The organism is Curtobacterium sp. PhB146 (genome assembly GCF_004342995.1).
Taxonomy (GTDB): Bacteria; Actinomycetota; Actinomycetes; order Actinomycetales; family Microbacteriaceae; genus Curtobacterium.
Genome location: NZ_SMBN01000004.1, coordinates 333,093 through 353,209, shown reverse-complemented (window position 1 = coordinate 353,209; position 20,117 = coordinate 333,093). Strand labels below are relative to the sequence as shown.

Sequence of the window (20,117 nt, the reverse complement as noted above, 5' to 3'; positions counted from 1 at the left end):
CCTACTGGTCGTAGGAGAGCGTGACCGTGTCGCCGCGGTACACCGTGGCTCCGGCGCCCGGGTCGGTACCGGTCACCGGCAGCGACGACTTCCAGTCGTAGAACCCGCACAAGATGTTCGTGCAGTCGGGCACGGAGACCTTGAGCCCGAGGCCCTCGAGCGTCGCGGTGGCCTCGTTGATGGTCGAGCCGACGACGCCGTCCTCGGGCAGGGTGATCGGCGTCGGGCCCTTCGACACGACGACGTCGATCGCGGTGCCGCGCACGGCGGGGGAGTCCTGCACCTCGGCGGAGACGATCTGTCCGGTGGGGACGTCCTCGCTGAACTCCTCGGTGCGGGCGCCGAGGATGAGGCCGACCGCGTCGAGCTCCGCGGAGGCCTGGTCGACGGTCTTCCCGACGACGTCCGGCACGGCGCCGAGGGACACCGTGAGCGTGACCGGGCCGGTCTCGCCGTAGGCCTTGACCGACGTCAGGTCGAGCGCTTTGCCGCCGGACGCGCGGCCGGTCGCCGCGATGACGGTGTCCTTCGCGGCGTCGGCCGAGAACTCGTACCGGTTGTCCTGCAGCTCGAAGTCGTCGTCGAGCGCGGCGGTGACGGTGGAGATCGGCTGCCCGACGATCGTCGGAAGCGCGATCATCTTCGGCCCGTTCGACACGACGAGCTGCACCGAGGTGCCCTTCTGCACCTCGCGCTTCGCGGCCGGCTTGGTGATGGACACCTGTCCCTTCGCGACGACGGCGTCGAACCGGGTTCCGGTCTTCGACGCCGCGTGCAGGCCCTGGGCTTCGAGCAGCTGCCGGGCCTGCGAGACCGACTTGCCCGTCACTTCCGGGATGCGCACGTTGCCACCCGGCCCCGGCCCGAAGTACCAGCCGAAGCCCGCGCCGATGAGCAGGAGCACGACGAAGACCGACAGCGCGATCCAGCCGCGCTTGCGACGCTTCGCGGAGAGGTCGGCCAGGCGCTGTCCCGCGGGCGAGAGCACCCCGGGCTGCGCGCCCGTGCGGCGCGGACCCGGACCGGTGTTGCGGTTCCGGGTCGTGGGACGCCCGCGGTCGGGGCTGTCGATGATCGCCGTGGCATCGGTGGCCGCCGGTGCGTCGGCGGCAGCAGCACGGGCACCGGCGGCAGCAGCGCCGCCACCGGCAGCGGTCCCGCCGCCGGACGGCAGGATGGCGGTCGCGTTCTCGGGCCGCAGCACGGCGGTCCGGTACTGGCCCGTGGCGCGCTGCTGATTGCCCGCCATGTGGTCGAGCATCTCGCGGGCGTCGCGTGGGCGGTCTTCGGGATCGCGGGCGGTCGACCAGGCGACGAGCTCGTCGAGCTCGGGCGGGACGCCGGACACCGCGGCGCTCGGGACGGGCACCGTGTCGTTCGCGTGCTGGTAGGCGATCTGCATCGGCTGCTCACCCTTGTAGGGCTGCTCGCCGGTGAGCATCTCGTAGAGCATGATGCCGAGCGCGTAGATGTCGCTGCGTGAGTCGGCGGCGCCACGGGTGACGAGCTCGGGGGAGAGGTACGCGATCGTGCCGAGCAGGGCGGCCCCGGTCGCGGTGTTCGCCGTCGTCGCCCGGGCCAGGCCGAAGTCGCCGAGCTTGATGCGGCCGTCGTCGGCGAGCAGGACGTTCTCGGGCTTCAGGTCGCGGTGCACGATGCCGGCGCGGTGGGCCGAGGCGAGTCCGGCCAGCACGGCGCGCAGGATGTCCGTCGCCTGCTCGGGCGTCAGGGCGTGGTGCTCCTGCAGCAGGTCCCGCAGGGTGATGCCCGGGATGTACTCCATCACGATGTAGGCGGTGTCGTCCTCGGCGCCCTGGTCGTAGACGCCGACCAGGTTCGGGTGGGACAGCCGCGCGGCTGACCGGGCCTCTTGGATGAAGCGCTCACGGAAGGCCTGGTCGTCGGCCAGGTGCCCGTGCATGATCTTGATCGCGACGCGTCGCTCGAGGCGGACGTCGGTCGCGAGGTACACGGTCGCCATGCCTCCGCGCGCGATGCGGGAGCGGACGCGGTACCGCTGATCGATCATGCGACCGATCATCGGATCCGTGGCGGCGTTGGTGGTCATCGGCGGCATTCTACGAATCGAGACTGCACGACACCGCACCGGCGCACCGGTCGTGACCCAATCTCGATCTTCCGGATGAGACTCAGAGGGTGGCCAGCCAGCCCTGGGCGGCGCTCGCCCAGTTGGCGTAGGCCTTGGGGTAGGCGGAGAGCTGCACGGCCTGGGCAGCGTCGGTGATGCTCATCGACGACCACCCGGGCACGTCGAGCAGCCCGCGGGTCTTGCCGACGTTCGGGTTGCTGCGACCGCCGAAGAACAGCTTCGTCGCGTACGCGGGGTCCTGCAGCTTCGCCGCGCTGCCCCAGCCCTGGCTCGGCCGCTGCTGGAACAGACCGACCGAGTCGCGGTCGCCGTGGGGCAGGTTGCGCAGGCTCGACTCCTGCATCGCGGCGGCCAGGGCCACCACGATGCCGCGGTCGGACACCCCGAGGGAGCGGCCGACGGCGACGATGGTGGCCGCGTTCTGGCGCTGCTCGGCACTCAGTCCGACGGCGGCGCTCACCGCGGCACGCGACGGCGCGGCGGCGGTCGTCGCAGCAGTGCTCGACGACGGGATGACGAGGGTCTTGCCCGCGTAGATCGTGCTCGTGTAGGTCAGACCGTTCGCCGACAGCAGCGAGGCGACGGAGACGTGGTGGGACGCAGCGATCGAGCCGATCGTGTCGCCCGAGGAGATCTTCACACTCGACTTCGACGAGCCCGACGAGCCCGACGAGCCCGACGACGCTGTGGCCGTGGACACCGAGCCGCCACCGGACGAGCCGTGCGGCACCCGGAGCGTCTGACCGGGGTAGATCACGCTGCGCTGCGAGAGCTTGTTGGCGCTGAGGAGCGCCGTGGTCGACACGCCGACCCGCGATGCGATGCCGGACACGGTGTCGCCCGACTTCACGTGGTAGCTCGAGGTGCTCGACCCCGACCCGGACGTCGATCCGACGCTCGTGGTCGTGCGCGCCGTGGTCACCGCGGGCGTCGACGCCAGGTGCAGCGTCTGCCCGGGGTGGATGATCGTGTTCCAGCCGAGGCCGTTCCGCACCAGGACCTCCTGCGCCGACAGGCCGAAGCGGGCGGCGATGCCCGAGACCGTGTCGCCCTGACGGACGGTGTAGGTCGTGGGGGCGGCTGCCTTCGTCGTCGCGGCGACCGTCGTGACGACGGTCTGCGACGGACGTGCGACCGCGGTGCCGAAGACCGGACGGTTGCCGACGTTGCGGTCCTGGTCGACGTGGCGCTTGTGGTTCGAGTCCGCGTCGTCGTGTCGCGGTTCGGCGTGCGCGATGGGGCCGGTCAGGCCGGCGGTCACCGCGATCGTGCCCGCGAGGACGATGGGCATGGTCGCGAACCGGGCGGATCGTGCGCGCCGGGCGGCTTCGTCTGCAGCGTTGTCCACGGTTTCTCCTGATCTCGACTGTCCCGTGCGCGTGCATGCGCGCACTCACAGGTGGCACAACGCTGGCATGGTGTGATTCCCAAGTCAACCAGAGAGCCGGATGTGGTGCGTGTGACGAATGTGACGAACGGTGCGTACTCACTCGGTGCCCCGCTCTGGCACCATGGGCGTGTGAGTGCTGCACCCGTCGACGACCTCTCCCTCTCCGAGCGCTGGCTGACCGTCCCCGAACTGGTGGACCTGTTCAGCACCAGCCCCGGCCGGATCCACCGCCTGTTCGAGGAGAAGACCCTGCTGGCGGCCCGCGTCGGTGGTGTCCTGCGCGTGCCGAGCGAGTTCCTCGAGGACCGCGAGCCCATGCCGGAGCTGCGTGGCACCCTGACCGTGCTCAGCGACAACGGCTTCACCGACGACGAGGCGGTCCGCTGGATGCTCACCGTCGACGACTCGATGGGCGTCTCGCCCATCGCGGCGCTGCGCGCCGGTCGCAAGGCCGAGGTGCGTCGCGTGGCCCAGTCGCTGCTCTAGACGCGTTCCGAGCAGACGGGAGGCCCGGTGCCAGCTGGCACCGGGCCTCCCGTCTGTCCTGGTGGTGCGTCTAGGACGACCGGCGGCTGACCGTGTCGGCCAGCGACGCGAGCTGCTCGCGTGCCGACGGCGTCAACGGCGACGCGTCGAGCGCCGCCTTCGCACGCTGCACGTGCCGGTCGATGGAACGCTCGACCGCGGCGACCGCACCGGACTCGGTGAGGGTGGCGCGGAGCATCTGCACCTGCTCCTCGTCGAGGTCGGGGTCGCCGAGGAGCTCGTCGAGCAGCTGCCGCGGGCCACTGGCCAGCGCCTTGCGGGCCGAGGCGATGAGCACGGTCCGCTTGCCCTCGCGCAGGTCGTCGCCGGCGGGCTTGCCGGTGACCTCGGGGTCGCCGAACACGCCGAGTATGTCGTCGCGCAGCTGGTAGGCGACGCCGAGGGGGAGCCCGAAGGCGCGGAGACCCTCGAGCTGGGAGTCGCTCGCGCCGGCGACCAGCGCGCCGATGACGAGCGGTGCCTCGATCGAGTACTTCGCGGACTTGAAGACGATGACGCGCTGGGCGCGGAGCAGGTGCTCGGACTCGTCGATGACGGGCCAGGCGGTCTCTTCGTGCACGTCGAGGTACTGGCCCGCGGTGACGTCGAGGCGCATCGCGTGGAACTCCTGGCGCACGATGCGGGCGCGCACCGGGTCGAGGAGCGCGAGGCCCTCGTCGAACACCGAGTCGCTGAGCGACAGCAGCAGGTCGCCGAGCAGCAGTGCCGAATTCGTGCCGTACTGCCCGCGGTCGCCGACGAAGCCGGACTCCTGGTGGAGGGACTCGAACCGGCGGTGTGCTGCGGGACGCCCACGGCGGGTGTCTGAGCGGTCCATGATGTCGTCGTGCACCAGGGCCGCTGCGTGGAAGACCTCGAGCGCTGCGGCGACCGTGACGATCGCCTCGGCCGTGGTCTGACGGGAGCCCTCGGCGAGCGGGTCGAACGAGCCCGAACGGCCCGCCACCGACTGCCATCCCCAGTAGCAGAACAGCGCCCGGAAGCGCTTGCCACCGGACAGCAGATCTCGGGCGTACAGGTCGAACGGGGCGAGATCGGGGCTGATCGCGAGGAGCCGTTCACGCTGCTCGTCGAGTGCCCGGTCGATACGCGCCGATACGAGGTCCACTAATCGCGTACTCTCAGCCACAGTCCCTACCCTAGTGGAGCGGTTGGGACATAGAATCGGTCCACTCAACCGAGTGTTTTCCAGCCCGGTTGTTCAACCCCGCGTCGATCCCAGGAACAGAGGGAACCAAGATGCCGCTCTCGGAACAGGAGCAGCGCCTTCTCGAAGAGATGGAGCGCAGCCTCTACCAGAACGATTCCGATTTCGTGGCGCGTGTCACACGTCGACAGGGTCGTCCGACGTACACAGCCATCACGCTCGGAGTGCTCGGTGCACTCGCCGGCGTCGCGATCGTGATCGTCGGTCTCGTGATCAAGGCCCCGCTGCTGGGCATCCTCGGCTTCGTCGTGATGCTCGCCGGTGTCCTCTTCGCGTTGCGCCCGGGCATGCGTGCACCGAAGGCGAAGCCCGCTCGGTCGGGTGCTCCGGCGTCCGGTGGTTCGGCTCGTCCGGCCAACGGCGGCGGCGGGTCCTTCATGGACCGCATGAACGACCGCTGGGACAAGCGGAACGACCAGGGGCAGTAGCAGCCCTCCACACTCCTCCCTCGTGACGGGGCCGGCCTTCGGGCCGGCCCCGTTTCGCGTGCCCGGGGCGTTGGCCGCGGCGTTCCCGTGTCGTGTGCGCGCGAGTGGTCACGACATGCCGCGCGGTGGTTGCCCGGGGCCACGAACTGTCGGCTGTAGTCCGCGCGAGTGACGGTTCGTGACCACTCGGCGTCGCGGCGGCGGCGCGTCGTGACCGTGCGCTGACCGGCGGCCGGCCGTGGTGGAGCCGACCGCTGGCCCACGTGAGTGACGTGGCGGAGGTGGGGTGGGCCTCCAGGCCGGGCGTGGACCGTCGCCGCGTGTGCGCGCGAGTGGTCACGACATGCCGCGCGGTGGTTGCCCGGGGGTCACGAACTGTCGGCTGGGGTCCGCGCGAGCGACGGTTCGTGACCACTCGGCGTCGCGGCGGCAGCGCGTCGTGACCGTGCGCTGACCGGCGGCCGGCCGTGGTGGGGCCGACCGTGAGCCTCGGCGCGCCACGGGACGCTCCACTGGCTGCGAAAGTCCTCCACTTTCCTCCACGCCCACCTCTCCCGCCCAGATCCCCGGCATGACGGGCATCCGCCACCGCTGTCCGGGCTTCGGCGCTGCCGAAACGGCCCCAAAAGGGGTGCCACGGGGCGAAAAGGGAGCGGAATCCTGGCCGAGGGGAGGGCAGTGGAGTAAAGTGGGGCTTGCAACGGTCCGGTGGAGCGGAGGGGAGGCCCGACGTGCTGCTCGGTACTCATGCCCCGAAGCTCGACGAGAAGGGTCGCGTGATCCTCCCCGCCAAGTTCCGGGACGAACTGTCCGGGGGACTCGTGATGACCCGCGGCCAGGAACGCTGCGTCGTGGTCTTCAGTGCCCGGACGTTCGAGGAACTCCACGAACGCATCCGGACCGCACCGATGACGTCGAAGCGCACCAGGGACTACATGCGCCTGTTCCTCTCGGGGGCCAGCGCCGAACAGCCCGACAAGCAGAACCGCGTGACGATCCCGCAGAACCTCCGTGAGTACGCGGGGCTCGAGCGGGACCTGACGGTCATCGGCAGCGGTGACCGTGCCGAGATCTGGTCGACCACCGCGTGGGAGGCCTACTACGCCGAAGCCGAAGAGGCGTTCGCCGACAACGACGAGGAGGTGATCCCGGGGATCTTCTGATCCGTGGATCGGGACTCCCAGCCGTGAAGCCCTGACATCACTTCCCCGATGTCAGGTCGCATGGATGGGGATCCGGACCCGCGGCCCGGAAGACGAGGGGCTGCACATGGCCGACAACGACAACGGGACACCACGCTTCCCGCACACGCCGGTGATGCTCGAGCGCATCGTCGACCTGTTCACGCCGACGCTCGACGGACCGGGCAAGGTCGTCGTCGACGCCACGCTCGGCATGGGCGGACACTCCGAGGGGCTGCTCGAGCGGTTCCCGGACCTGACGCTGATCGGTCTCGACCGTGACACCGACGCACTCGGCATCGCGGGGGAGCGCCTGGCCCGCTTCGGCGACCGCGTCCGCCTGGTGCACACCGTGTACGACGGCATCGTCGACGCGATCGAGGGCGAGGGCTTCCGCCAGGTCGACGGCGTGCTGTTCGACCTCGGCGTCAGCTCGCTGCAGCTCGACCGGGCCGAGCGCGGCTTCGCGTACAGCCAGGACGCCCCGCTCGACATGCGCATGGACCGGACCGAAGGGCAGACCGCCGCCGACGTCCTGGCCACCTACGACGAGGGCGAACTGCGCCGCATCTTCCAGCGCTACGGCGAGGAGAAGCTCGCCGGCCGCTACGCCCGGGCCATCGTCGACCGCCGCGCGAGCGTGCCGTTCGAGATGTCGGGCGACCTGGTGCAGGTGCTCCACGACGCGACCCCGGTCGCGATCCAGCGCCAGGGCCACCCCGCGAAGCGCGTGTTCCAGGCGCTGCGCATCGAGGTGAACGCCGAACTCAGCGTCCTCGAACGTGCGATCCCGGCGGCGCTCGACGCCATCGCGGTCGGCGGTCGCATCGTCGTCGAGTCGTACCAGTCGCTCGAGGACCGCATCGTCAAGCGGGCACTGGTGGCGCGCACGAAGTCGAGCGCCCCCGCCGGGCTGCCGGTCGAGCTCCCCGAGCACGCCCCCACCTTCTCCCTGATCGTCAAGGGCGCCGAGCTGGCCGACGAGGCCGAGCGCGCCGCCAACCCCCGAGCAACACCCGTGCGCCTGCGCGCGGCCGAGCGGATCCGGAAGTGACATGAGCACGAACCTCGCACTCGTCGACCCCGCCGTCGTCCCGTCCCGCGCCCCGCGCCCGGACCGCCAGAGCCGACCGGAGCTCGTCGAGGTCACGCCGACCGCGGCCCAGCGCCGTGCACGGCCCCGCATCGGCTACGCGGTCACGGCTGTCGTCGCGCTCGGCATCCTGCTGCTCGCCCAGCTCGGCATCAGCATGGTGCTCAGCCAGGGGGCCTACACGCTGAGCGCCCTCGGCACGGAGCAGACGAACCTGTCCCGCACGCAGCAGTCGCTGTCCGAGGAACTCCGGGTGCTCGACTCGCCGCAGAACCTGGCCCGCAACGCGCAGTCCCTCGGGATGATCGCCAACTCCACGCCGGTGTACCTCGACCCCAAGACGGGCCGGGTGTACGGCACGCCGACGCCCGCGGTCGCCGACCCGGCCACGGCGAGCACGGAGAACCAGGTGCCGAACTCCCTGCTGAACGACGTCCCCCTCGCCGCGAAGCAGGGCGACACGTCGACGAGCAAGGAGACGGGCTCGACCACCGGCAGCGCCAGCACCGCCGGCAGCGCCGACGCGAAGGCCGATGACGCCGCCGACAGCGCGACGAGCAGCACGGCCGGCAGCGCCGCGTCTGAGAAGACGAGCGGCGCCAGCGCGTCGGACGGGGGTTCCTCGAAGTCCTCCGTAGAGTCCGACGCGAACCAGCTCCAGGCGCCCTCCACCCGGTGACCTGCGGGTCTGAACCACCCTCAGCACCATCCGGGAAGGACCGCACCGCGTGACGAAGACGATCCGCAACCGCCGACTGCGCTACAGCATCGTGATGATCGCCGTGATCGCCCTGGTGGGTGTCTTCGTGGTCCGCCTCGTCGACATCCAGGTCGTGCAGGCCTCGGCCCTCAACGAGCAGTCGACCCAGAAGCGCAGCATCCCGGTGACGATCTACGGCACCCGCGGGTCGATCGTCGACCGCAACGGCACGGAACTCGCCGACAGCGTCACCCGGTACAACATCACCACCGCCCCGCGCCTGGTCAAGAAGTTCAAGGGCAAGCTCGGCGGGACCCGGGTCAAGGACATCAGCGTGTCGACGGCGCTCACCGCCCTGGCGAAGGCCTCGGGTGGCGACGTCGCGACCATGCGGAAGAACATCGCCGCGAACCCGAAGTCGGACTTCGCCTACCTGGTCAAGGGCCTCGACGTGAAGCACTACGAGGCCGTCACCGACCTCGGCATCCCCTGGATCTACAAGGAGCAGCAGGCGTCGCGGGTCTACCCGACGGGTGCGACCACGGGCAACGTCACCGGCTTCATGGGCACCGACGGCGCACAGGCCGGCCTGGAGTACGCCTACAACAAGTGCCTCGCGGGCACGAACGGCTCGGAGACGTACGAGCGCGGCGAGGACGGCGTCCAGCTGCCCGGCAGCACCGTGACGAAGAAGCAGGCCAAGGACGGCGGCACGCTCGTCACGACGATCGACAGCGACCTGCAGTACATGGCGCAGCAGACCATCGCGTCCGCCGCGAAGACCCTGCAGGCGGCGTCGGCGACGGCCACGGTCACGAGCGTGAAGACGGGCGAGCTGCTCGCGGTCGCCGACTACCCGACGGTCGACCCGAACGACGTCGACGCCACGACCGACAAGGGGGCGTTCGGCTCCCGTGCGCTCACCGACTCCTACGAGCCCGGTTCGACGATCAAGGCCGCCATCGCCGCCGCCCTGATCGACCAGGGCAAGTCGAGTCCCACCGACCAGGCGGTCGTGCCGTACTCGCGCACCTTCCCCTGGGGCGGCACGATCCACGACTCCGAGTTCCACGAGACCGAGAACCTGACGCTGACGGGCATCCTGCAGAACTCGTCGAACGTCGGCATCACCGAGCTCGGCGCGCGACTCACTGCCCAGCAGCGCTACGACTACATGCAGAAGTTCGGACTGTTCGAGCCGGAGTCGGCGATCGACTACCCGGGCCAGCCGTCGATGGACTACGGCTCGAGCCCGAACTGGGACCAGCAGACGAACATCAACTCGATGTTCGGCCAGGGCATCTCGACGACCGCGGTCCAGGTCGCCAGCGTGTTCCAGACCATCGCGAACGACGGTGTCCGGATCCCGCTGCACTTCGTCAAGGGCTGCACCACCTCGGACGGCAAGACCATCGACGCGCCCGACGTGCAGAAGCAGCGCGTCGTGTCCGCCGACGCTGCGACCCAGGTCACCGACATGCTCCAGAGCGTGGTCACGGGCGGCACGCTCGTGGGCATGAAGCCGATCTCGGGCTACAACATCGCCGCGAAGACCGGTACCGCCGAGGTGGCCGAGGGCTCGAAGGGCTACGGCGGTCAGCGCATCACCTCGGTGGCCGGAATGGCACCCGCCGAAGACCCCCAGTATGTTGTCACGGTGACGTTCACGAAGCCGCAGACCAACAAGTGGTCGAGCGGAGCGGCTCCGGCGTTCCGCACACTCATGTCCCAGGTGCTCGAGAAGTACCGAGTAGCCCCCTCCGCGTCCGAGGCGAAGCTCTACCCGTCCACGTGGTGAGGAAGAAGGAACACTTGTCCGCACGGATCCCCCCGGTCCTCCGGCCCGAACACCCGACCCCGAGGGCGGTCGCCGAACTCGCGAACGCGTTCGGCCTCCGCGTCGTCGGTTCCCTCGACGCCGTCGAGACGACCGGTGTCACGCTGAGCGCCGCCGAGGTGCAGCCGGGTGACGTCTTCGTCGGCGTGCACGGTGCGAACCGGCACGGCGCGGAGTTCTCCGCCGAGGCCGCCGAGCGCGGTGCCGTCGCCGTCCTGACCGACGACGCGGGCGTGGAGAGCGCACGAGCGGCCGGCCTGCCGGTCCTCGTCGTGGACGACCCCCGTGCCGCTCTGGGCGACGTGTCCGCCTGGGTGTACCGCACCCACCCGGACGAGGCCACCGACCTGCCGCAGCTGTTCGCCGTCACCGGCACGAACGGCAAGACGAGCACGTCGTACATCCTCGAAGGGATCCTCAAGCAGCTCGGCCTGGTCACCGGCCTGAGCTCGACCGCCGAGCGCCACATCGGCACGCTCAGCGTGACGAGCCGTCTCACCACGCCCGAGGCCAGCGAGATGCACGCGCTCCTCGCCCGGATGCGCGAGAGCGAGGTGCGCGCGGTCGCCGTCGAGGTGAGCGCGCAGGCCCTCAGCCGCCACCGGGTCGACGGCATCGTCTTCGACGTCGCGGCCTTCACGAACCTGTCGCACGACCACCTCGACGACTACGCCGACATGGAGGAGTACTACCAGGCGAAGCTCCCGCTGTTCCAGCCCGAGCACGCCCGTCGCGGCGTCGTCTCGCTGGACACCGACTGGGGCCACCGCGTGGTGCAGGACTCCCGCATCCCGGTCACGACGATCACCGTGCACCCGGACGTCGAGGCCGAGTGGCACGTCGACATCGTCGAGGCGCACGCCGCGTACACCGAGTTCCGCCTGACCGGTCCCGAGGGCCGCGAGCTCACCACCCGTGTGCCCCTGATCGGCTGGCACATGGCCGCGAACGCCGCACTGGCGATCGTCATGCTGGTCGAGGGCGGTTTCGAGCTCGGTGCCATCGCGCACGCGCTCGACAGCAACCACCGCCGCTACCCGGACGAAGACGACCGCGACGAGCACGAGGCCCGAAGCGACCGTGACCGCGACGGCGCCGTGCGCCGCGTGTCCGCCATCGAGTGCTACCTGCCCGGCCGGACCGAGCGGGTCTCGGGCGAGCACGGCCCGAGCGTCTACGTCGACTTCGGCCACAGCGCCGACGCGTTCGAGAACACCCTCGCGGCCGTCCGCCAGTTCACGTCCGGCAAGGTCCTCATGCTGTTCGGCGCCGACGGCGACCGCGACACCACGAAGCGCGGCGACATGGCCCGCGTCGCGGCAGCCGGCAGCGACATCCTCGTCGTCACCGACCACCACCCCCGCTTCGAGGACGCCGCGTCGATCCGGAAGACCCTGGTCGACGCCGCGCGCGAGGCGTTCCCGGACCACGAGCTGCACGAGGTGAGCCCGCCCGAGGCCGCCATCCGCCTGGCCGTCGGTCTGCTCGGTGAGGGCGACTCGATCCTCTGGGCCGGCCCGGGCCACCAGGACTACCGCGACATCGCCGGTGTCCGCACCCCCTACTCGGCACGCGACGAGGCCCGTCAGGCCCTGCGCGAAGCCGGTTGGGAGCCGAACTCCGGTCCGGCCGAGGACCTCCGATGATCGCGCTCACCCTCGCCGAGATCGCCACCGCGGTCGGCGGCGAGCTGATCGGTGGTGCCCAGGCGACCGACGTCGCCGAGCCCGGCGACCTGGTGGTGGAGGGCTCGGTCGAGACCGACTCGCGCCTGGTCCGCCCCGGCAGTGTCTTCTTCGCCCTGCCCGGCGAGGTCACGGACGGGCGCCGCTTCGTGTCCGCCGCGACCGAGGCGGGTGCCGCGCTGGTCATCACGCCCGAGCGCGTCGAGACCACCGCGCCGCAGATCGTCGTCGCAGGCGGCTACGCAGCACTCGCCGCGCTCGCGCACGAGGTCGTCACCCGGGTCCGGATGGCATCCGCCGACCGCGTCGACGCCGAGGGGCGTCCGGCACCGCTCAAGGTCGTCGGCATCACCGGCTCGAACGGCAAGACGAGCACGAAGAACATGCTCCGGACGATCCTCGAGCAGCACGGCGAGACCGTCGCGCCCCAGGGGTCCTTCAACAACCACGTCGGGGCACCGATCTCGATGCTCCGGGTCACGTACGACACCCGGTTCCTGGTCGTCGAGATGGGGGCCAGCGGCGTCGGCCACATCGCGGCGCTCGTCCGCATCGCCGAGCCGGACGTCGGTGTCGTGCTCAAGGTGGGCCTGGCGCACGCCGGCGAGTTCGGCGGCATCGAGGCGACGCAGCGCGCGAAGTCCGAGATGGTCACCGACCTGCCCGCCTCCGCGACCGCACTGCTCAACGTCGACGACGACCGGGTCGCGTCGATGCGCGACCTGACGGCCGCCCAGGTGGTCGGCTTCGGCACGTCGGCGGATGCCGACTACCGCATCACCGGCATCGAGACGGACCGCAGCGGCACCCGCTTCACCCTCACCGCGCCTCCCGTCCCCGTAGGCGACCCGTCTGCAGACGGAGGCCGAACGGGAGGCCCGGATCACGTGGACGTGCGCCTCGCGATCCTGGGTGAGCACCACGCGATGAACGCGGCTGCCGCCCTGACGGTCGCCCACCGCTGGGGCGTCCCGCTCGCCGACGGCGCCGCGGCGCTCGCGTCGATGACGCGCGCCGAGCGCTGGCGCATGGAGCTGCTGCAGGGCGGCCCCGAGGGCGTCACCGTCATCAACGACGCCTACAACGCGTCGCCGGACTCGACCGCAGCGGCACTGCGGACCCTGGCGCAGATCGTGCGCCCGGGGGAGCGGACCGTCGCCGTGCTCGGCGAGATGGCCGAGCTCGGCGAGTTCTCGACCGAGGAGCACGACCGCATCGGTCGGCTCGTCGTCCGTCTCGGCATCGGTCAGCTCGTGGTCGTCGGCCGCGGCGCGATGCCCATCCACCAGGCCGCCACCCTCGAGGGATCGTGGGACGGCGAGTCGGTGTTCATCGAGGACGTCGACGACGCCGTCCGGTCACTCCAGGACATGCTCCGCCCCGGCGACGTGGTCCTGGTCAAGTCCTCGAAGTCGGCCGAACTGCGATTCCTCGGCGACCGCCTCGGAGGTGTCACCGAATGATCGCGCTCCTCATCGCCGGCGCTACGTCGCTGGTGTTCACGTTGCTGCTCACCCCGTTCTTCATCAAGCTCTTCCACCGTCTCGGGTGGGGGCAGTTCATCCGTGACGACGGTCCGCAGTCGCACCACACCAAGCGCGGCACCGCGACGATGGGCGGCATCGTCCTCATCATCGGCGCCGTGATCGGGTACTTCGTCGGCCACCTGGTCGGACGTGACTCGATCACCCTGTCCGGCCTGCTCGTGCTGTTCCTCATGGTGGGGCTGGGCTTCGTCGGCTTCATCGACGACTTCCTCAAGGTCCGGCGCCAGCGGAGCCTCGGGCTCGGCGGGTGGGCCAAGGTCCTCGGCCAGGTCATCGTCGGCGTCATCTTCGCCACGGTCGCCCTGGTGGTGCCGACGTCGAACGGCAAGCCCCCGGCGTCGACCATGATCTCGGCGATCCGTGACATCCCGTGGCTCGACTTCATGGCGCTCGGCACGGTCATCGGCACCGTGCTGTTCCTGGCCTGGATCGTGCTGCTCACGGTGTCGACGTCGAACGGCGTCAACGTCGCGGACGGGCTCGACGGTCTCGCGACCGGCTCGAGCATCCTGGCGATCGGCTCGTACGTCATCATCGGCTTCTGGCAGTCCAACCAGATCTGCGGTGGTGCCCGTCTCGACGCGAGCACGGAGCACGCCTGCTACACCGTGAGCAACCCGCTCGACCTGGCGGTCGTCGCGGCCGCGGTCTGCGGTGGGCTCATCGGGTTCCTCTGGTACAACACCTCGCCGGCGCAGATCTTCCTCGGCGACACCGGTTCGCTCGGTCTCGGCGGGGCGCTGGCGGGTCTCGCGATCCTCAGCCGCACCGAGCTCCTGCTCATCCTGATCGGTGGCCTGTTCTTCATCGTCACCGGCTCGGTCATCCTGCAGCGGGCGTACTTCAAGATCACCCACGGCAAGCGGATCTTCCGGATGAGTCCGCTGCACCACCACTTCGAGCTGAAGGGGTGGGCCGAGGTGACGGTCGTCGTCCGGTTCTGGATCATCGCGGGGCTCTTCGTCGCCGCGGGGGTCGGCCTCTTCTACCTCGAATGGATCGCACGCGTTGGTTGACCCGGTGTCCACGTCCCCCCGCCTCCAGTCCCTCGACAGCTGGTACTCCGAGGGGTGGAAGGGCCTGAACGTCGCCGTCCTCGGGCTCGGCGCGACCGGGTTCTCGGTCGCCGACACCCTGGTCGAGCTCGGCAGTGCGGTGACGGTCTACTCGTCCGACGCGCCGTCGGACAACGTCGACCTGCTCGACGTCATCGGCGCGCGCTTCGTGCAGACGCCGCTCGACACCGTGCCGGCCGCGCTGCAGGAGCAGGCACCGGACGTCGTCATCGTGTCGCCCGGCCTGCCGCCGCACAACGCGACCGTCGAGTGGTCCGTCCGGAACAGCACGGTCTGGGGCGACATCGAGCTCGCCTGGCGCGTGCGCGACAAGGTCGTGCGCGGTCCGGTCGCGGCGCCGTGGATCACGATCACGGGCACGAACGGCAAGACCACCACGACGCAGCTCACGACCGCGATGTACGAGGCCGGCGGACTGCGTGCCGTGGCCTGCGGCAACATCGGCGTGCCGGTGCTCGACGTCGTCCGCGACCCGGACGGCTACGACGTGCTCGTGGTCGAGCTCTCCAGCCACCAGCTGCACTACATGGCGACCTCGGGCGACGGCGCGGTCGTGCCGCTCGCGAGCGCCTGCCTGAACATCGCCGACGACCACCTCGAGTGGCACGGCTCCGCCGCGGCGTACCGCGCCGCGAAGGCCAAGGTCTACGAGCGCACCGTGATGGCGTGCGTCTACAACACCGCCGACGACGTCACGCGCGACATGGTGCAGGACGCCGACGTCGTCGAGGGCTGCCGTGCCGTCGGCTTCACGCCGGGGGTGCCCGCGCCGGGGGACGTCGGCATCGTCGAGGACGTCCTGTGCGACCGCGCCTTCAACGAGGACCGTCGGAACAGCGCGCTCGAGCTGTCGACCCTCGCCGACCTCGAGGCCGCCGGGCTCGCCAGCCCGCACATGACGATGAACGTCCTGGCTGCCGCGGCCCTCGCCCGTGCCGGCACCGTCCAGCCGAGTGCGATCCAGTCCGCCGTCCGGGCCTTCCGCGCCGACCACCACCGCACGGAGCTCGTGGCCGAGTCGGCCGGCGTCGCGTGGGTGGACGACTCGAAGGCCACGAACCCGCACGCCGCCACCGCCTCGCTCGCCTCGTTCGACACCGTGGTGTGGATCGTCGGCGGTCTGTTCAAGGGCGTCGACGTCGACGGGCTCGTCGCACGCTTCGGCCCCGAGGTCCGTGCCGTCGTCGTGATCGGCTCCGACCGGACCCCTGTCCTGGAGGCATTCGCGCGACACGCGTCCGCGGTGCCGGTGCTCCAGGTGGAGACGACGGACACTGATCAGGTCATGCCCGAGGCGGTCCGGCATGCCGCATCGGTCGCGAGGCCGGGCGACACGGTCCTCCTCGCCCCGGCGGCTGCGTCGTTCGACCAGTTCGGCTCCTACGCCGACCGGGGGCGTCGTTTCGCGGCGGCGGTCCACGAGCACCTGGGAGGCAACGCCGATGGCGACGACGGATCTTCCGAACAGTCGTAGCACGCCGGCGACGGGCAACCCGCGTCGCACGAACGGTGCACTCGTCGCCGTCAAGAACGTCTTCGTCGCCGAGTCCAGCACGTTCTACACGATCCTCGGCGTCACGCTCTTCCTGGTCGTCTTCGGCGTCGTGATGGTCCTGTCGTCGTCGAGCGTCGAGCAGTACGCCGCGACGCACGACTTCTTCGGCGCAGCGTCCCGCCAGGGTCTGTACGCGGTCCTCGGCGTTCCGCTCATGCTCGTCGCGAGCCGGATCCCGACACGGCTGTGGCGGAAGTGGGCGATGCGACTGCTCGGCGCTGCGCTCGTCCTGCAGCTGCTCGTGTACACACCGCTCGGCATCGACGTCCAGGGCAACCGGAACTGGATCGGCATCGGCTCGTTCACCGCGCAGCCGTCCGAGGTCGTCAAGCTCGGCCTGGTGCTCGGCATCGGCGCGATCATGTACGTCAAGCGCGACAAGCTCGACGACTGGAAAGAGGTGTTCATCCCGATCGGGATCGCCTCGCTCCTGTCGCTCGGCCTCGTGATCCTCGGTGGCGACCAGGGCACCGCGATGATCATGCTCATCCTGATCCTCGGTGCGCTGTACGTCGGCGGGGCCCGCGCCCGGCACCTGCTCGTCGGCCTGGCGGCGATGGCGGTCATGCTGCCGTTCGTCACGATGGCGTCGTCGTCCCGTCAGGTGCGCATCAGCGCGTGGCTGTCCGGCTGCACCGACTCGAACCAGTACGCCGACCTGTGCTGGCAGCCCGTGCACGGCATGTGGGCGCTGGCGTCCGGTGGCGTGTTCGGCGTCGGACTCGGCAACTCCAAGGCGAAGTGGTCGTGGCTGCCCGAGGCGGACAACGACTACATCTTCGCGATCATCGGCGAGGAACTCGGCCTGATCGGCGCCGTCGTCGTGCTCGCCCTGTTCGTCGTGCTCGCCGTCGGCATGATCAAGATCATCCGGCAGTCCCGCGACCCGTTCGTGAAGACCGTCACGGGCGGCATCCTGGCGTGGATCATCGGCCAGGCGCTCGTGAACATCGCCGTGGTGCTCGGCCTGCTGCCGGTCCTCGGCGTCCCACTGCCGCTGATCTCGGCCGGCGGGTCCGCGCTCATCATGACCCTGGTGGCGATCGGCGTCGTGCTGTCGTTCGCCCGCGACCTGCCCGGGAAGAACGACCCGCGCACCACGAACCCGCCCCTCGACAGCACCACCACGAACGGACGACTCCGGTGAGCAAGTACCTCTTCGCCGGCGGGGGCACCGCCGGACACGTCAACCCCCTGCTCGCGGTCGCCGACCGGCTGACCGAGCGCGAGCCGGATGCCGAGGTGCTCGTCCTGGGCACCGCCGAGGGCCTGGAGTCCCGCCTGGTGCCGATGCGCGGCTACGAGCTCCTGACGATCCCGCGCCTGCCGTTCCCCCGGAAGCTGAACGGCGCGGCCCTGCGCTTCCCGCAGCGTTTCGCCGCGGCCGTCAAGCGCACCGAGCAGATCATCCGCGAGCACGAGGTCGAGGTCGTCCTCGGCGTCGGCGGCTACGCGGCGGCACCGGCGTACATCGCCGCCCGACGCACCGGCACCCCGATCGTCGTGCACGAGCAGAACGCGAAGCCGGGGTTGGCGAACCGCTTCGCGGCCTTCCTCACCGAGCACGTCGGTCTGACCTTCTCGAACACCCGACTGCGGCACGGCCGGGTCGTCGGCATGCCGCTCCGGCGCGAGATCGAGTCGCTCGACCGCCGTGCCAGTCGTGCTGAGGCCCTCGCCGAGTTCGGGCTCGACCCGGCTCGCCCGGTGCTCCTCGTCACGGGGGGTTCCTCGGGCGCCCGCAGCATCAACCGCACGATCAACAAGTCCGCGGCGACCATCGTGGGCGCCGGCTGGCAGGTCCTGCACGTCGTCGGTGCCGCGTCGGACATCGGTCCGAGCGACCTCGACGGCTACCACGTGCTCGCCTACTGCGACCGGATGGACCTGGCGTACGCGGCGAGCGACTTCGTCGTGTCCCGCTCCGGTGCCGGCATGGTCTGCGAGCTCACCGCGGTCGGGCTGCCGAGCGTGCTCGTGCCGTACCCTGTCGGCAACGGCGAGCAGCGGCACAACGCGAAGGACGTCGTCGACGCCGGGGGAGCAGTGCTCGTGGCGGACGGGGAATTCGACCCCGACTGGGTGACGTTCCAGCTCCTGACGATCCTGCAGGACCGGGCCCGCATCGCGGACATGACGGTCCGGGCAGGCAGCGTCGGACACCGCGACGGCGCGGACCGGATGACCGACCTCGTCCTGGACGCAGCACGAGGCACCGAACGAGGTGCCGCACGAGGAACCGCACGAGGCAACGGCGCCGCCAGCACCACGGAGGAACCATGACCATCAAGCCGGACCTGACGCAGCCGATCCCGGACGACCTCGGCACCGTGCACTTCGTCGGCATCGGCGGCGCCGGCATGAGCGGCATCGCCCGGATGTTCCTCGCCGCCGGCCACCGCGTGACGGGCAGCGACTCCCGCGAGACCGAGACGACGGGCATCATGCGCGACCTCGGCGCCGCGGTGCACATCGGCCACGACGCCGCGAACGTCGGTGACGCGGACACGATCGTCGTCACGAGCGCGCTGTGGCCGGACAACCCCGAACTGCTCGAGGCGCAGCGCCGCGGCCTGCCGGTGCTGCACCGGTCCCAGGCCCTCGCCGCCCTCATCGCCGAGCACCGCCTCGTCGCGGTCGCCGGCGCGCACGGCAAGACCACCTCGACCGGCATGATCGTCACCGCGATGGTCGAGCTCGGCCTCGACCCGAGCTTCGTCAACGGCGGCGTCATCCAGTCGCTCGGCACGAGCTCGGCGCCGGGCTCGAGCGACCTGTTCGTGGTCGAGGCCGACGAGTCCGACGGTTCGTTCCTGCTCTACGACGTCGCCGTGGCCCTGATCACGAACGTCGACGCCGACCACCTCGACCACTACGGCAGCGAGGAGGCCTTCACCGAGGCGTTCGTCGAGTTCGCTGCGAAGGCGAGCGAGCGCGTCGTCATCTCGAGCGACGACGCCGGCGCGAAGACCGTCACGGCGGGCATCCGCGCGCGTGCCGACGCCCCCGAGGTCGTCACCTTCGGCGAGGCCGTCGACGCCGACGTGCGCATCGAGCGGATCATCGAGTCCGCGGGTGTCGAGGTCGCGTTCCGCGCCGGTGGCGAGGCACACCACCTGACCCTGCGCGTGCCGGGCCGGCACAACGCGATCAACGCCGTCGGTGCCTTCGCGGTCCTGACCGGGCTGGGCGTGAGCGCCGCCGACGCGATCCGCGGGCTCGAGGCCTTCGGCGGCACCCAGCGCCGCTTCGAACTGCACGGTGTCGAGCGCGGGGTGTCGGTCTACGACGACTACGCGCACCACCCGACCGAGGTCGCCGCGGCGCTCAAGGCCGCCCGCAACATCGTCGGCGACGGCCGCATCATCGCGATCCACCAGCCCCACCTGTACTCCCGCACCCGCCTGATGGCCGGTGACTTCGCGCGGGTCTACGAGGAGCTCGCCGACCACACGGTCGTCCTCGACGTCTACGGCGCGCGCGAGGACCCGGAGCCCGGGGTCACCGGCGCCCTGGTGCAGGAGCGCTTCGCCGACCAGTCCCGCGTGGAGTTCCTGCCGGACTGGGACGAGGCCGCCGCCCGTGCCGCCGCGGTCGCCCGCGACGGCGACATCATCATGACGCTCAGCTGCGGTGACGTGTACCGGATCATCCCGCAGGTGCTGGGAGCGTTGGGCCGGTGAGGCGACCCGAGGGGTTCGACGAGGGGGACGCCCGCAGGGACGCCCCGGTCGAGGGCGCCGACGCGCCCCCGCAGCGTCG

The 20,117-nt window shown here is 70.6% G+C and carries 15 protein-coding genes and 1 pseudogene; 13 read left to right on the top strand and 3 right to left on the bottom strand.

The features are described from left to right. Position 1 precedes the first annotated feature (1 nt). Together pknB and EDF33_RS16445 are read right to left on the bottom strand one after the other, a co-directional pair. Positions 2-2,068: a Stk1 family PASTA domain-containing Ser/Thr kinase gene (pknB, locus tag EDF33_RS16450; RefSeq protein ID WP_132100595.1), complete on the bottom strand. Its 2,067-nt coding sequence runs from the start codon at positions 2,066-2,068 to the stop codon at positions 2-4. A gap of 82 nt (positions 2,069-2,150) precedes the next feature. Next, positions 2,151-3,458, bottom strand: coding sequence for a LysM peptidoglycan-binding domain-containing protein (locus EDF33_RS16445; RefSeq protein WP_132100594.1), 1,308 nt, complete (start codon positions 3,456-3,458; stop codon positions 2,151-2,153). A 171-nt stretch (positions 3,459-3,629) separates the two neighbouring features. Here EDF33_RS16445 and EDF33_RS16440 point away from each other — a divergent pair, with 171 nt between their 5' ends. Beyond that, a complete protein-coding gene (locus EDF33_RS16440) occupies positions 3,630-3,986 on the top strand; it encodes an Rv2175c family DNA-binding protein (protein WP_111085815.1) in 357 nt (118 codons plus the stop codon). A gap of 70 nt (positions 3,987-4,056) precedes the next feature. Here the strand turns inward: EDF33_RS16440 and EDF33_RS16435 are convergent, their stop codons facing one another. Beyond that, positions 4,057-5,154, bottom strand: coding sequence for a polyprenyl synthetase family protein (locus EDF33_RS16435; protein WP_243692475.1), 1,098 nt, complete (start codon positions 5,152-5,154; stop codon positions 4,057-4,059). 131 nt (positions 5,155-5,285) lie between these two features. On the opposite strand from EDF33_RS16435, the gene EDF33_RS16430 reads away from it, so the two are divergent. The 12 genes and pseudogenes from EDF33_RS16430 to murC all read left to right on the top strand — a co-directional run. Next, entirely contained in the window at positions 5,286-5,681 is a 396-nt protein-coding gene (locus tag EDF33_RS16430) for a DUF3040 domain-containing protein (protein WP_132100592.1), read from the top strand. Between the two features lie 731 nt (positions 5,682-6,412). Then, a complete protein-coding gene (mraZ, locus tag EDF33_RS16425; protein WP_071254530.1) occupies positions 6,413-6,844 on the top strand; it encodes a division/cell wall cluster transcriptional repressor MraZ in 432 nt (143 codons plus the stop codon). Positions 6,845-6,950: 106 nt separating this feature from the next. After that, a complete protein-coding gene (gene rsmH / locus EDF33_RS16420; RefSeq protein WP_123292832.1) occupies positions 6,951-7,916 on the top strand; it encodes a 16S rRNA (cytosine(1402)-N(4))-methyltransferase RsmH in 966 nt (321 codons plus the stop codon). Position 7,917: 1 nt separating this feature from the next. After that, positions 7,918-8,634, top strand: a complete 717-nt coding sequence (locus EDF33_RS16415) for a hypothetical protein (protein ID WP_123292459.1) — start codon at positions 7,918-7,920, stop codon at positions 8,632-8,634. 49 nt (positions 8,635-8,683) lie between these two features. Further along, the gene (locus tag EDF33_RS16410; protein ID WP_132100591.1) at positions 8,684-10,453 is read left to right on the top strand and encodes a penicillin-binding protein 2; all 1,770 of its coding nucleotides are present in this window, start codon (positions 8,684-8,686) and stop codon (positions 10,451-10,453) included. Positions 10,454-10,467: 14 nt separating this feature from the next. Next, positions 10,468-12,138, top strand: a complete 1,671-nt coding sequence (locus tag EDF33_RS16405; RefSeq protein WP_131920608.1) for a UDP-N-acetylmuramoyl-L-alanyl-D-glutamate--2,6-diaminopimelate ligase — start codon at positions 10,468-10,470, stop codon at positions 12,136-12,138. Further along, positions 12,135-13,640 carry a UDP-N-acetylmuramoyl-tripeptide--D-alanyl-D-alanine ligase gene (murF, locus tag EDF33_RS16400; protein ID WP_132100590.1) on the top strand — a complete coding sequence of 502 codons (1,506 nt, stop codon included), beginning with the start codon at positions 12,135-12,137 and terminating at the stop codon, positions 13,638-13,640. The genes EDF33_RS16405 and murF overlap by 4 nt, the downstream gene beginning before the upstream one ends. After that, entirely contained in the window at positions 13,637-14,740 is a 1,104-nt protein-coding gene (gene mraY / locus EDF33_RS16395) for a phospho-N-acetylmuramoyl-pentapeptide-transferase (protein ID WP_123938314.1), read from the top strand. The genes murF and mraY overlap by 4 nt, the downstream gene beginning before the upstream one ends. A 4-nt stretch (positions 14,741-14,744) precedes the next feature. After that, positions 14,745-16,274 carry a UDP-N-acetylmuramoyl-L-alanine--D-glutamate ligase gene (murD, locus tag EDF33_RS16390; protein WP_132100589.1) on the top strand — a complete coding sequence of 510 codons (1,530 nt, stop codon included), beginning with the start codon at positions 14,745-14,747 and terminating at the stop codon, positions 16,272-16,274. Next, positions 16,243-17,502, top strand: a complete 1,260-nt coding sequence (gene ftsW, locus EDF33_RS16385; RefSeq protein ID WP_123938312.1) for a putative lipid II flippase FtsW — start codon at positions 16,243-16,245, stop codon at positions 17,500-17,502. Before murD ends, ftsW begins: the two co-directional genes overlap by 32 nt. Continuing rightward, positions 17,499-18,638 (top strand): undecaprenyldiphospho-muramoylpentapeptide beta-N-acetylglucosaminyltransferase, encoded by a 1,140-nt coding sequence (gene murG, locus EDF33_RS16380; RefSeq protein WP_243692474.1) that lies wholly within the window; start codon positions 17,499-17,501, stop codon positions 18,636-18,638. Before ftsW ends, murG begins: the two co-directional genes overlap by 4 nt. After that, positions 18,635-20,110: pseudogene (murC, locus tag EDF33_RS16375) on the top strand (UDP-N-acetylmuramate--L-alanine ligase); the annotation flags it as partial. The gene murG and the pseudogene murC, both read left to right, overlap by 4 nt. Between the last annotated feature and the right edge of the window lie 7 nt (positions 20,111-20,117).

Bases quoted from the DNA above. Each gene is read 5' to 3' on its own strand.
- pknB (WP_132100595.1), bottom strand. From the start codon at position 2,068: ATGACCACCAACGCCGCCACGGATCCGATGATCGGTCGCATGATCGAT.
- EDF33_RS16430 (WP_132100592.1), top strand. From the start codon at position 5,286: ATGCCGCTCTCGGAACAGGAGCAGCGCCTTCTCGAAGAGATGGAGCGC.
- rsmH (WP_123292832.1), top strand. From the start codon at position 6,951: ATGGCCGACAACGACAACGGGACACCACGCTTCCCGCACACGCCGGTG.
- EDF33_RS16415 (WP_123292459.1), top strand. From the start codon at position 7,918: ATGAGCACGAACCTCGCACTCGTCGACCCCGCCGTCGTCCCGTCCCGC.
- murF (WP_132100590.1), top strand. From the start codon at position 12,135: ATGATCGCGCTCACCCTCGCCGAGATCGCCACCGCGGTCGGCGGCGAG.
- mraY (WP_123938314.1), top strand. From the start codon at position 13,637: ATGATCGCGCTCCTCATCGCCGGCGCTACGTCGCTGGTGTTCACGTTG.
- ftsW (WP_123938312.1), top strand. From the start codon at position 16,243: ATGGCGACGACGGATCTTCCGAACAGTCGTAGCACGCCGGCGACGGGC.